10 protein-coding genes are annotated in these 12,848 nt (G+C 71.4%); 2 read left to right on the top strand and 8 right to left on the bottom strand.

The window, feature by feature from the left end; translation table 11 throughout:
• Nucleotides 1-125: 125 nt before the first annotated feature.
• Nucleotides 126-1,337: an ROK family transcriptional regulator gene (locus tag FH610_RS21755; protein ID WP_139576359.1), complete on the bottom strand. Its 1,212-nt coding sequence runs from the start codon at nucleotides 1,335-1,337 to the stop codon at nucleotides 126-128.
• A 380-nt stretch (nucleotides 1,338-1,717) separates the two neighbouring features.
• On the opposite strand from FH610_RS21755, the gene FH610_RS21750 reads away from it, so the two are divergent.
• Nucleotides 1,718-2,053: a hypothetical protein gene (locus tag FH610_RS21750; RefSeq protein WP_139576358.1), complete on the top strand. Its 336-nt coding sequence runs from the start codon at nucleotides 1,718-1,720 to the stop codon at nucleotides 2,051-2,053.
• A gap of 72 nt (nucleotides 2,054-2,125) precedes the next feature.
• Here the strand turns inward: FH610_RS21750 and FH610_RS21745 are convergent, their stop codons facing one another.
• From FH610_RS21745 to FH610_RS21730, 4 genes are all read right to left on the bottom strand, one after another.
• Entirely contained in the window at nucleotides 2,126-2,380 is a 255-nt protein-coding gene (locus FH610_RS21745; protein WP_139576357.1) for a hypothetical protein, read from the bottom strand.
• A gap of 65 nt (nucleotides 2,381-2,445) precedes the next feature.
• Nucleotides 2,446-4,518, bottom strand: coding sequence for a hypothetical protein (locus FH610_RS42895; protein ID WP_161628050.1), 2,073 nt, complete (start codon nucleotides 4,516-4,518; stop codon nucleotides 2,446-2,448).
• A 29-nt stretch (nucleotides 4,519-4,547) separates the two neighbouring features.
• On the bottom strand, nucleotides 4,548-5,927 hold the full coding sequence (locus tag FH610_RS21735) for a serine/threonine-protein kinase (protein ID WP_161628049.1): 1,380 nt from the start codon (nucleotides 5,925-5,927) through the stop codon (nucleotides 4,548-4,550).
• A 2-nt stretch (nucleotides 5,928-5,929) separates the two neighbouring features.
• Complete coding sequence (locus FH610_RS21730; RefSeq protein WP_161628048.1) at nucleotides 5,930-7,444, bottom strand: serine/threonine-protein kinase; 1,515 nt, start codon at nucleotides 7,442-7,444, stop codon at nucleotides 5,930-5,932.
• Nucleotides 7,445-7,745: 301 nt separating this feature from the next.
• On the opposite strand from FH610_RS21730, the gene FH610_RS21725 reads away from it, so the two are divergent.
• Nucleotides 7,746-8,072: a DUF1330 domain-containing protein gene (locus FH610_RS21725; protein WP_139576354.1), complete on the top strand. Its 327-nt coding sequence runs from the start codon at nucleotides 7,746-7,748 to the stop codon at nucleotides 8,070-8,072.
• A 63-nt stretch (nucleotides 8,073-8,135) separates the two neighbouring features.
• Here FH610_RS21725 and FH610_RS21720 read toward each other — a convergent pair whose 3' ends face one another.
• From FH610_RS21720 to FH610_RS21710, 3 genes are read right to left on the bottom strand one after another with little or no spacing between them, the layout of a single operon-like run.
• Entirely contained in the window at nucleotides 8,136-11,066 is a 2,931-nt protein-coding gene (locus tag FH610_RS21720) for a glycoside hydrolase family 3 protein (RefSeq protein ID WP_139576353.1), read from the bottom strand.
• A gap of 41 nt (nucleotides 11,067-11,107) precedes the next feature.
• Complete coding sequence (locus FH610_RS21715) at nucleotides 11,108-11,947, bottom strand: carbohydrate ABC transporter permease (protein ID WP_240809111.1); 840 nt, start codon at nucleotides 11,945-11,947, stop codon at nucleotides 11,108-11,110.
• Nucleotides 11,944-12,846 carry a carbohydrate ABC transporter permease gene (locus tag FH610_RS21710; protein WP_139576352.1) on the bottom strand — a complete coding sequence of 301 codons (903 nt, stop codon included), beginning with the start codon at nucleotides 12,844-12,846 and terminating at the stop codon, nucleotides 11,944-11,946. The genes FH610_RS21715 and FH610_RS21710 overlap by 4 nt, the downstream gene beginning before the upstream one ends.
• Nucleotides 12,847-12,848: the final 2 nt, after the last annotated feature.

The following is a 12,848-nucleotide window of genomic DNA, read 5'->3' as shown; positions in this document are numbered from 1 at the left end:
CGCGCCCCGGCCGGGTTCGCAGCCATTCGATATCGGTACGCCTGACGCCGGGAACGGCGCGCCGGGCGCATGGGCCGGCCCCGCGCCACAGCCCGGCCGTTGTGGACGGCGGCGGGATAAGGGGGTCAGCGCTGCGCGGGCAGGCGGCCGGAGTCGACCGAGTCGAGCACCCGCGCGGCGGCCCCGAGCGCGGCCGCGCCGTATCCGAGCGTGGACACCTCAAGCCGGCAGCCTCCCCCGCCGGGGGCGAGCACCCTGCCGTACATCTCCTCCTCCGCGCACGCGACGAGCCAGGGCGCCAGCGGCACGTAGTAGCCCCCGAGGATCACGACCTCCGGGTTGAGCATGTTGGCCACGGCGGCCATTCCCCTGCCGAGGTGGCGTCCCACGTCCTCCAGGAGCGTGAGGACGTCCCGCTCGCCGTTGCGGGCGCGCCGTACGACCTCGTCGATCTCGAGTTCGAGCTCGGATGGCGAGGCGTCGGGCGCCGTGTGGGCGAGGATCGCGCCGACCCCGGCCACGGCCTCCAGGCAGCCGCGCCGGCCGCACCGGCAGGTGGGCCCGGCGGGATCGAGCTCGATGTGGCCGATCTCGCCGCTGTAGCCCTGCCCGCCCCGCCTGAGCCGGCCGTCCATGACGATGCCCGCGCCCACGCCGACCTCGCCGGTCACGTAGACGAGGTTGGCGGCGTTGCGGTGGGGCCCGAACCGGTGCTCCGCCAGGGCGGCGAGGTTGGCGTCGTTGTCCACGAGCACGGGGAAGCCGGGGTCGCGCAGCGCCTTGGTGAGGTCGCCCGCCAGGTCCGCGTCACGCCAGCCCAGGTTGGGGGCGACCCGCACGATCCCGTTGACGTCGACCAGACCGGGCACGGCCACGGTCAGGCCGAGCACCTGCCGGGCCTCCTTGGTCATCCGGCTCACGACCCGCCGGGCGAGCGCCGCCATGGCGACGACCGCCTGGCCCGCGCTCGAGGCCCCGCCGGGGAAGGACCGCCGCCAGTTCAGGAGCTCCTCGCCCTTGAGGTCCACCGCGACCGCCGTGATGTAGTCGACGTTGACCTCGATGCCGATCGCGGCGTACGGCGAGCCGTCCAGGACGAGCATGGTGGCGGGCCGGCCGACGCGGTGCTCGGTCAGGCCGGTTTCACGCAGCAGGCTCCGGTCGATGAGGTCGGCGACCAGGCTGGACACGGTGGCCTTGTTGAGGCCCGTCGAGGCGGCGATGTCGGCACGTGAGCAGGGCGCGTTCTCCCGGACGAACCGCAGCACGACGGCGAGGTTGGTCGCCCGTACGTCGGTGAAGTCGGCCGGCTGTGGCCCGTTGTGCGATGTGATCAATGTCCGCCCCGTTCCCGCTCGGGCTCATCATGCCGCAATTGCGAGCAATTTGACACGACAACGGCGGCCGGAATCGTCGCGCGGGCAGCGCCGCGCCCGGCTTGGCACCGGCCACCGGTCCCAGCGCCTCCCGGGTAACCTGGTGGCACTCGCTCCTCCGACATTTGTTTGGCTAAGGAACTAACTAAAAGACTACCGTGCAGCGTCAGGCGAATCCAGGGGCAAGCATCCGGGTGAGATGAGCGGGCGCCGGCAGACCCTCCACCGGCACGGGAAGTCCACACGCCGCAAGCCCGAACGCCGCAAGCAAACTCCGGAGCAAGCGGAGTGCAAACGGGAATCAACCGCCACAGGCGAGTCTGGGCACCGTGAAGAGGGACATGTCGCATTACCTCGGCGAGTTGCTCGTATGGGAGATCGAGGACTATCTCCGCGCCCGCTCGGCCCGGCCGCAGCGAGCCCGGGTGGCCCGCATCCGGGTGCCCGACCGGCCGGCGGCCGAGATGGTCGCCGCCGACCTGGAGGCGGGCGGCAGTTTCTACGCCGCTGCGAGGCGTGCCATGGCGCTGGGCATGACCCTGCCGGACGACCTGTTCGGCGTGGTGACCAGGGACGAGCACCCCGAGGTGTTCGAGGCCGTGCCGGGCACCACGCTGCCGCCGAAGCGCGAGGGCGAGGGATTCCTCATCATCCGCCTGGTCGCTTTCGAGTCCTGACGTGCGGCATGAGGGCCTCCCGCGGGTGTGGATCCCGCTCGGAGGCCCTCACGACCGTCAAGGTGACCCGCTCTAGCGGGCGACGGCGCCCGTGACCTCTCTGTCGACAATCCTGGTCGCACCGGATTCCCGGGCGCAGTGCGCGCAGCAGAACCAGCGGCCGTCGAACTCTGAGCCGTGGCCCACGATGCGACACCCGCAGTGCTCGCACACGGGCGCCATCCGGCTGATAGCGCACTCGAAGCTGTCGAAGACGTGCACCGCCCCCTGGGTGTGCACCTCGAAGGCCATGTCGTAATCGTTGCCGCAGACCTCACAGGTAGCCATGGTTTCCCCCCGTCGACTCGCCGTCGAGGGGGGAAATACCCGCGCAAACCTGCACGAACACCGGCTCACAGGGCGCCGAGCAGGGACTTGGCCACGGACTTGGCCCCGGTGGCCGCCTCCTTCGGGTCCATGAGCACGGAGTCGGACGCGTTGATCGGCGTGTTCTCCGGGCGGTCGCTGCCGGACAGCAGCACCCATATGACGTTCTTGCCGTCCAGCGCGTAGATCTCGTACCGGTTGCCCTGGGCCGTGTCGGTGCGCTGCCGGATCGCCTGGCCGAACGCCTCCTGCCCGAAGCCGGTCAGCTTCTCGACCTTGCCCCACCGGATGCCGCCGATCTCGCTGCTCGCCGTGAACTTGGTCTTCGAGCGCTGGTCGATGAGGTAGTAACGGGCGGATTCCGCGTCCCAGAAGGTGTGGACGGCGATGCGCAGGTTGCGCCACCGGACCTTGCCACCGCCGAGCGGCAGCTTGTCGTTCCACCACTGGCACTGGGTGACGTTCGAGTTGCCCTCCTTGCTCCGCACCGCCGCGCCCTCGGTCTCCGGCACCAGGGTGGCTGCCAGCGTCTTGAGGCTCACGCAGGCCCGGGGCAGGGGGATCCGGGTGGGCGAGGGCGACGGCGACGGGCTCGGCTTGGGACGCGCGTGATACGGCAGCGGCTGCCCGGCCCGCCAGGCGGTCACCGACTTCGCGAGCTGCCCGAGCAGGCCCTTCACCTCCCGCAGGGCGTTCTCCTCGGTGATCGACTGCGTGCTCTCCGTCGACAGGAGGTCGGCCTCCTTCTTCTTCTGGCTCGCCTCGTACTTCACCTGGAAGACCACGTCGCCCACCCGGCCGACTCCCTGGCCGAAGGAGTACCAGTACTGCTTCCCCTCGCGCGTCCATTGGTACTGCGCGGCCGCCGTGTCTCCGATGCCCTGGTACTCCTGGGCCGGCGAGTAGTAGTGCTCCTCGTCCGAGTGGGTCGCGCCGTACTTGTACTGGCTGAGCTCACCCTTGTACTGGATCTTCGCCGCCTCCACGGCCGTGGTCGTTCCGAGCGCCTCGTACTTGGACACGTTGACCGTGATCTCGCGGCTGCGGGTGACGTCCTTGTACGAGATGTTCCGGTTGGCCCAGCGGCACTGCCACCGGACGTAGCTCACGAGGGTGTCGCCGCGGTTGTCGTCGGTCGAGGAGTCGATCTCGGCCCGCGGCACGAGACGCTCGGCCTCGTCCGGGTCGAGCATCGAGCACACGTCGGCGGTCGCCGCCACCGGCGCGGCCGACGCCGACTTCTTGGCCGCCGTCGCCGCCGTCGCCGCCGGACTCGCCTTACTGGACGTTCCCGTCTGGCGCACCGTCATGAACGCGAACGTTCCCCCGGCCACCACCAGCACAGCGACGACCGCCACCACCGGCAGCACCCACCCCCGCCGCGCCGGGACGGAGGGCTGGGTCGGCATCTGCCACAGTTCGGGTGGAGGAGGCGTCGCCGCCTGCCAGCCCTGTCCCTGCTGCCCAGGCGGCGGGCCGCCCTGCCCTGCCTGCGACGGATAAGGATAGGGATTCGACTGAGGCGACTGCGGCGGCCCGGGATATCCCCCAGGCTGCGGGACGCCACCGGGCGCGGCACCCGGATAGACGCCGGGCTGCGGCTGCGGCCCGGGCGAGGAGCCGGGGTAGACGCCCGGGGCGGGGTACGCGCCCGGCTGCGGCTGCGACCCGGGCTGGGGACCAGGGTACGGACCCGGCTGGGAGGCCGGGTACGCGCCCGGCTGCGGCTGAGGACCTGCGGGATACGCGCCCGGCTGCGGCTGCGACCCGGGCTGGGGACCAGGGTACGGACCCGGCTGGGAGGCCGGGTACGCGCCCGGCTGCGGCTGAGGACCGGCGGGATACGCGCCCGGCTGCGGCTGTGGGCCGGGCTGGGGACCGGAGTACGGGCCCGGCTGGGGACCGCCGGGATACACGCCCGGCTGCGGGCCGGGCTGGGGACCGGGCGGCGGGCCGTACGGGGGCGGGTAGGGCGGAACTCCCGGGAGGGGGTGGCCCTGCGGCGGGTACGGCGGCATGCCCTGCCGGGGGCGGTCGTCCGGGGGAGGCGTCCCGCCGGGCTCGACGGGCTCGACGGGGGCGTCGTCACCGCTGGTCATGGGGTCTCCTACAGATGCAGAGCGGGAGGTCACCCGAGCCCGATGCCGACGAGTTCGGCGGCGCGCTCGGCCGTGCGCCGGTCGGCCGGGGTGACCGAGGGGTCACCGGCGCGCCGGTAGGCGACCTCGACGATGAGATTGCTGAGGCGGAACCAGACCGTGGCCCCGGTGGTCCCGGCGGGGTCGGAGGAGTCACAGGTGAAGGCCTCGTCGGCGATCCCGGGCCGGTCGCGCGCGACGGCGCCCCGCGCGGCCCGCTCCGCCGCGAGGTCGCGGGAGGCCGCCGCCTCCCCCTCCCCCTCGGCCGGCAACCGGTAGGCGACCGTGATCGTCCCGTCGTGGCCGGTGGTGTGCTCCTTCCACTCGCAGCGCCCCTCGGCGGCGGGTTCCCCGCGCGGCGTGGCACCGAGAAGGTCATGGATCTGCGCCTTGGTCAGGCTGCGGCAGGCGTCGGGGACGGCGGCGAACCGCCCTGAGCCGCCCTGTTTCCCGGACACGAGAAGCCAGGCGCCCAGGCCCGCCGCGAGGCCGACCACGACCACCAGGGCCGCCACGGCGACGAAGCGCCACATGCCGGCGCGCCGGTCCGCGGGGGCGGGGGCGGGCGGCGCGGCGGCGGCCCGCAGTGCCTGCCGTACGACGTCGGGCGGCGGACGCCGCGCCGGATCCTTGTCGAGCAGGGCGAGCACGATCCACGCGAGCACCCGCGAGGCCCGGGTCATCGGCCGGGGCTCGTGGAGCAGGACGGCGGCGACGAGCGCGGCGGTCATGCTCCGGTGGAAGGGCGGCTCCCCCTCGACGGCGGTGTAGAGCGTGGCCCCGAGGGACCACAGGTCGGAGGGCGGGCCGTCCGGCTCGTCGCGAAACCGTTCGGGGGCCATGTAGTTGGGCGAGCCCGCCGAGCTCTGCCAGGAGTGCCCGGCGCCGCCCAGCGGCGCGGCGATCCCGAAGTCGGTGAGCAGGGCGCGGCCGTCCGGCCCGATGAGGACGTTGGCCGGTTTGACGTCGCGATGCAGGATACCCCGGGCGTGGGCCGCCTCCAGCGCGTCGAGCACGGCCAGCCCGATCTCGGCCACGCGCTCGGAGGCGAGCGGCCCGTCCTCCCGGATGATCTTGTCGAGGGAGCGGCCCGGCACCAGGTCCATGACGATCCACGGCTGCCCGGCGTGCCCGACGACGTCGTGGACCGTCACGATGGACGGGTGGGTGAGCCGTCCGGCCGCCCGGGCCTCGTCGACGGCTCTGCCGAGGAAGTCGGCGCGCTGCCGGTCGTCCAGGTCGGGCGGGACGCGCAGCTGCTTGATCGCCACCTCCCGGCGCAGCAGCTCGTCGTGGGCGCGCCAGACCGTGCCGCCGCCGCCCTCGCCGAGCGGTTCGGCGAGGCGGTACCGTCCGGCGAGCAGGTCCACGGCTAGGCCAGCCCCCTCAGGCCCTCGGCCGCCGACGCCGCCGCCGCGATCGCCCGGTCCCGCAGGACGGCCGGCGAGCTCACGTCGAGATCGGCGTACTGGAGCCGGACGACGAGGTCGCCGAGCCTGAAGTACACATAGGCGGCCTGTGCCCGGCCCTCCGGCGTGGTGAGGTCGACGGCGAACGCCTCGTCGGCCACATCCGGCGTCTCCCGTCCGGCCGTCTCGATGGCCTGGGTCCTCCGGTCGAGGCCGATCTCGTACCAGAGCCAGCTCGCGTCGCTCGGCCCCGACCCGTACTGCCTGCGCAGCCCTTCCATGAGCGTGGTCGCCGAGGCCGTGTCGAGCCCCCACGGCTCGGGGGTGTCGGAGTCGGTCTCGGCGCTCAGCTCGACGCCGCTGCCCTTCACGGTCCACTGGCAGCTCGACTTCCCCGGCCGGCCCTGCGCCGACGCGCCCACGATCCGCCGCACCTCCTCGGCCGGCAGCGCCCGGCACAGGTCCACGGCGCTGTCGAAGGTGGGCGAGACCCGGTGTACGGGATCAGGGGGTGGCTCGCCCGCCCTGACGGAGAACACGACCGCCGCCACGGCGACCGCGACGCCCACCACGGCGGCGGCCCCGGCCGCGTACCACCACCGGGGACGCCGCTTCGGCGACTCGATCCGCAGCCCGTGCCGGGGATCAAGGTCAGGAATGCCGCCGTCGGCCACCTGCCGCAGCAGCGTGAGCGTGGTGGCCGCGTCGGGGCGGGCGGCCGGGTCGCGCGCCATCATCCACGTCAGCACCGGGCCGAGCGGACCCGCGAGCACCGGCGGACGGGGAGCCTGGGTGAGGGTCGCCCGGATCACCTCCGAACGCGAGCCCTGGTAGGGGGCGGCGCCCTCGACGGCCGTGTAGAGGGTGGCGGCGAGCGACCACAGGTCGGCGGCCGGACCGCCGGGATCGCCCGCGAGCCGTTCCGGCGCGATGAAGCCCGGTGAGCCGACCATCAGGCCGGCCTCGGTGATCGACGCCTGGTCGGCCTGGCGGGCGATGCCGAAGTCGGTGAGGAGCACCCGGCCGTCCGCGGAGAGGAAGACGTTGCCCGGCTTCACGTCCCGGTGCTGCACACCCCCGGCGTGCGTGGCCGACAGCGCGTCGAGCAGGCGGGCGCCGAGGTCCGCCACCTGCCGGTACGGCAGCGGCCCGTACGCGGCGATCTGCCGGGCGAGATCGTGGCCGTGCAGCAGTTCCATGACGATCCACGGCCTGCCGTCCTGGAGGAGCACGTCGTGGAGGGCGACGATCCCGGGATGCCGGACGCGCGCGGTGACCTCCGCCTCGCGCATGACCCTGGCGACCAGTTCGGCCCGCTCGCGCTCGCCGAGGCCGTCCGGGAGGCGGAGTTCCTTGATCGCGACCTCGCGGTCGAGCACGGAGTCTCTGGCCAGCCACACCGTGCCCATGCCACCGGAGCCCAGCGGGCGCAGCAGGTGGTATCGCGAGGCCAGCGTCCCCCTCAGCGATTCGGCCATATCGGGGAGAATAGCGAAAGCGTGATCGATACGCCCGCCGCAGGCGGAACCAGCCTCACCACCCGGGCTCACCGCGGCGGCCGTGTTCGCGGTCGCGGCGCCGGTGCTCCCCTGATCCGCGGCGTCCGCGGTCACGGCGCGGATCTTCCACGGCTGGGGGGGAGCGGGCATGGCGTGGTGAACGCGCGGCCGTCCGGCGATTACCTCACGCGTCATCGTCTCCGTGACCCGTCGGCGGCATGCTTGAGCCAAGAGGAGGACCCACCCACACCGGCGCACCGCATTCGACCCTGGAGAGACCATGACCGCCTACGCCATCGCCCAGCTCCGCGACGTCAACGTGGGAGCGGACATCGTGGAATACCTGCGGCGGATCGACGCCACGCTGGAGCCGTTCGGCGGCCGTTTCATCATCCACGGCGGCGAGCCCGAGGTGCTGGAGGGCGCCTGGACGCACACCCTCATCGTCATCGAGTTCCCCGACCTCGACAGGGCCAGGGCCTGGTACCGGTCGCCCGCCTATCAGGAGATCCTGCCGCTGCGCACGCGCAACTCCTCCGGCGATGCCGTGCTCATCCAGGGGGTGGACGAGGACCACAAGGCGACGGACGTGCTGGCGCCCGGCTGACCGCCCGCGCGCGGACGCCCCGCGCAGATGCGCGGGGCGTCCGTTGTTCCCGTTCGGGGAGCCTCAGCTCAGGGCGAGGTCCTTGATCCGGACGTCGCCGGTGAAGACCAGGTAGACGTCCTTCACGCCGTTCGCGCCGGACACGGAAGCGGTCGCGGTGGCCCAGTTGTAGATCCCGCCGGTCGCGGCGACCGGGATCGCGGCCGCCTTCGCGCCGGTCGGCGAGCCGAGACGCACCTCGATGGTCCCGCCGCCCGTGGAGGCCACCCCGGCCGTCACCGTGCCGGGCTTGCGGAGCTGGACGTCCTTGAACGCGATCCAGCCGCCGTTCGCGCCCGCCACCGCGTCGCCGCGCACCTTGGTCTCGTCGACCAGGTGGATGCCCGAGTAGTCGTCGAAGTCGACCGCACGGGTGGTCGTCGACAGGTCGCGGTGCGGGATGTTCTCACCCTTGACGTTGATCGTCGCCCGCTGGCGGATGTTCGCCGAGGACGACCCCACGAGCACGTCGTGGGTCGCGTTCTCGACGGTCCACTTGTTCCGTGTGACGTCCCACAGCGCCAGGTCGCTCTTCTTGACGCTGAAGGCGACCGTCTTGGTCTGCCCCGGCGCCAGCGTCACCCGCTGGAACGCGCGAAGCTGCTTGACCGGCTGCTTCACCCGCGAGCGCTGCTGGTGGGTGTAGAGCTGCACGACCTCGTCGCCGGCCCGGGAGCCGGTGTTGGTCACCTTGACCGAGACCTCGTACGCGTCGCCCTTCTGCACCGCCTTCAGCCCCTGGTAGGAGAACGACGTGTACGACAGGCCGTACCCGAACGGGTAGAGCGGCTTGCCCTGGTAGTACAGGTACGTCCGGTCCTTCTTGACGATGTCGTAGTCGAGGATGTCCGGCAGCTCGGCAGCCGACCGGTACCACGTCTGGGTGAGCCGCCCGGCCGGGTTGACGTCGCCGTACAGCACGTCGGCGAGGGCGTGCCCGGTCTCGGCGCCCGCGTGGGTGGTCCACAGGATGGCGGGGACGTTGTCCTGCTCCCAGTTGATCGTGGTCGGGTAGCTGTTCTCCAGCACCACCACCGTGTTCGGGTTGGCCGCCTTCACGGCCTTGACCAGCGCCTCCTGGCCCTCGGCGAGGTTCATGTCGGTGCGGTCGTGGGCCTCGCGGCCGTTGATGAACGGCATGCTGCCGACCACGACGACCGCCACGTCGGCGGCCTTGGCCTTGGCGACCGCGTCGTCGACGCCGCGGGAGACGACCTCCCTGGCGTAGTGCGTGGCCTGGTCGGCGGTGGTCAGGCTCAGCGTGCCGTCGGCCGCCGCCTTGACGTAGGCGTTCGGCCCGAACCAGCTCTCGCTCGTCTCGTAGCCGGCGTACCGCAGCAGGTAGGTGCCGTCGGACTGCTGCTCGAGCTTGAACTGCTCCTGGACGAACCAGCCGGACGGCTGGTCGGCGGTGTTCGCCAGCGTCGCCCAGTTGGCCCGGCTGACGTACTTGCCGTTGGCCACGCTGCGCAGGGTCAGCACGCCCTGGCCCCAGTCGAACGCGTCGAACGTCGAGGTGGCGCCGGCCGAGGTGTCGCTCTCGGTGAGGTCGCCTCCGGCCGCGGGGGCGGTGATGTACTTCCCGGTCGCGACGTCCTTCAGCGCGATCCGGTCGGCGCCCTCGGAGGAGGCCACCGACGCGGCCCGCTCCTTGATCCCGTCGAGTGGGGTCACCTTGTAGGGCAGGCTGCCCGAATACCAGTCGGTGTAGAGCACGTCGGCCAGCGGGCCGACGACGGCGACCTTCTTACCGGGCTTCAGCGGCAGCGCGCCGCCGGAGTTCTTCAGCAGCACCATCGCCTTGGCCGCGGTCTCGCGGTTCAGCTTCTGGTTCGCCGGGCTGTTGACCACGTCCTTGGTGATCTTCGCGTACGGCCCGCCGTCGGGGTCGAACTCGCCGAGCCGGAAGCGGATGCTGAGCTGGTGCCGGACGGCGTCGTCCACGTCCGCCTGGGTGAGCAGCCCCTTCGCCAGCGCCTCCTTGACGGCCGCGACCGTCGGGGCGCCGTTGGTGTCGTCGACGGTCATGCTGTCGAGGCCCGCCTTGATCAGCGCGGCGTCGGCCTCGGGCTGGGTGGCGTAGTACTTCTCGGTCTGCACCAGGTTGTTCGGCGCCCAGGCGTCGGTGACGTTGAACAGCGTCCGCTTCGTCCAGGAGCGGACCACGTCGTTCAGGTCGGGGCTGACGGTGTTGGGCCGGCCGTTGACGAGGTTGTACGACGCCATCACGCCGGTGGCCGCGTCGGCCTCGATCGCCGGTTTGAAGGCCGCCTCGTCGTACTCGTGCTTGACCCGCGGCGGCAGCTCCGAGGAGGTGACGTCGCGGCCGGCCTCGTTGTTGTTGGCCAGGTAGTGCTTCAGCGTCGGCGCCGCCTTGAGGTGGTCGGGGTCGTCGCCCTCCAGGCCCGAGCCGTACGCCGTGGAGATGGCGCCGGTCAGCGTCGGGTCCTCCGAGTAGCCCTCCTCGTTGCGCCCCCAGCGGGGGTCGCGCAGCAGGTTGACCACGGGCGCCCAGAGGTTGAGCCCCCACACGGTGGGGTTGTCTGCGTGGAAGCCGCGGGCCTCGTCGCCGACGGCGGAGCCGACCCGCTTGATCAGGCCCGTGTCCCAGGTGCTGGCCAGGCCGACCGCCTGGGGGAAGACGGTGCCCTTGGCGGTGACCACGGCGCCGTTGTTCGTGTAGTCGGTCGACCAGGCGACGCCGTGCAGCGCCTCGGTGCCGGTCTTGAACATCTTGATGCCGAGACGGTCGATCGCGGGGGCGTACTGGTGCAGCATCGCCACCTTCTCGTCCGGCGTGAGCCGGCCGAGAAGGTCGTCGATGCGCTGGGCGAGAGGCAGCGACGGGTCGCGGAACGGATAGTCGTCGGCCGCCCTCGCGGGGCCGACGCCCAGGCTCAGTGCCAGAGCCAGGGCGGCCGACGCGGACAGCATCGCCGAACGGCGATGGGACATTGCGCCTCCAGGTCAGGTAGTGACGCGTTACTTGGGGGGTGTTACTTGATGGCGCCGACCGTGATGCCACGGGTCAGCGTGCGCTGGAAGATCAGGAAGAAGGCCACGGCGGGGATGATGCCGAGCAGCGCGGACGCGCTGGACATGGTGGCGTCCATCATCTTCTCTCCCTGCAGGACGCCCAGGGCGACCGGCACGGTCTGGTTGTCGTTGGAGATGAGGAACACCATCGGCAGGAAGAACTCGTTCCACGTCCAGATGAAGAAGAAGATGAGCAGCACCGAGAGGGTCGGGCGGCTGATGGGCACGACGATTCCCCACAGCATCCGCCGCCTGCTCGCGCCGTCGATCTCGGCCGCCTCAAGGATCCCCCGGGGGAACTGCCCGAGCACCGACGAGAGCAGGTAGGTCCCGAAGGCCGCCTGGATCACCGTGAAGATCAGGATGACGGCGAGCTTCGAGTCGTACAGCCCCACCTCCTTCGACAGGTAGTAGAGCGGGTAGACGAGCGCCTCCTGCGGCAGCGTGTTGGCGACCAGGAACAGCACGAGGATCCACAGCCGGCCGCGCACCCTGCCGATGCCCAGCGCGTACGCGTTGAGCACCGACAGCACCACCGCGGCGACGGCGACGACGCCGCTGATCAGGAGGCTGTTCCAGAGCTTCAGGCCGAAGTCGACGCGATCCCAGAAGGCGACGATGCCGTCGAGGTAGAGCCCGTGGGGCAGGCTCAGCGGGCCGCCCGAGGAGTATTCGGCCGGGGACTTGAACGCGTTGAGCGTGACGATGACGAAGGGGAAGAGCATCACGACCGCGAGCACGACCAGTGCCGCGAGCACGGCCCACCGTCCCGGCTGGCGGAAGGTGCGATCGGCGTTCACGAGCCACTCTCCTGGTCACGCTCCTGCACCCGCAGGAAGAGGAAGGTCACCACGACGATGATCAGGGCGAGCACGGTCGCGATCGCCGAGCCGTACCCGACGTTGACCTTCTGGAAGAAGTTCAGATAGGAGAAGTACGACGGCACCATGGTCGCGGAGCCGGGCCCTCCCCTGGTGAGCACGAAGATCGGCCCGAACACCTTGAGCGCCGCGATCGTGCAGGTCAGCAGCACCACGAAGATCTCCGGCCGGATCTGAGGGATCGTGATGTGCCAGAACCTGCGCCACCACGAGGCGCCGTCGATCTCGGCTGCCTCGTACAGCGAGGGGTCGACCCGCTGGAGCCCGGCCATGAAGATGACGACCGGATATCCGAGCTGGAACCACACCATGATCGCCATGACCGTCGCCAGCGCGATGTCGGGGTCGCCCAGCCAGTTGACCTTGATCCCGAAGATCTGGTTCACCGCGCCGTACGACGGGTGGAGCATCCAGCCCCAGACCACCCCGGCCACCGCGACGGGCAGCACCTGCGGCAGGTAGAACGCCGCGCGCAGGGCCGAGGCCGTACGCCCGCCGAACCGCTTGGCGATGTAGTCGAACAGCGCGGCGGCGAGCACCAGGCCGATGATCGTGGGCACCACGGCCATCGCGATGATCAGTGCGACGTTGTGCTCGAAGGACGCCCAGAAGCGCTCGTCCTTGAACAGCTTGGTGTAGTTGTCGAGCCCGATCCAGGTGGGGGTGCCGACGCCGGACCAGCGGGTGAAGCTCGTCGCCACGTTCATCAGGAACGGGACGACGATGATCGCGAGGAACAGCACCAGGCTCGGAACCAGGTAGAGCCAGTAGCCGCCCCTCCCGCGCGGGCGGGCCGCGCCCGCGCCGGGTGGTGCCATGT

The organism is Microbispora catharanthi (assembly GCF_006334915.2).
GTDB lineage: Bacteria > Actinomycetota > Actinomycetes > Streptosporangiales > Streptosporangiaceae > Microbispora > Microbispora catharanthi.
The sequence above is the reverse complement of the archived record's forward strand: the minus strand, read 5'-3'. Positions and strand labels throughout refer to the sequence as shown.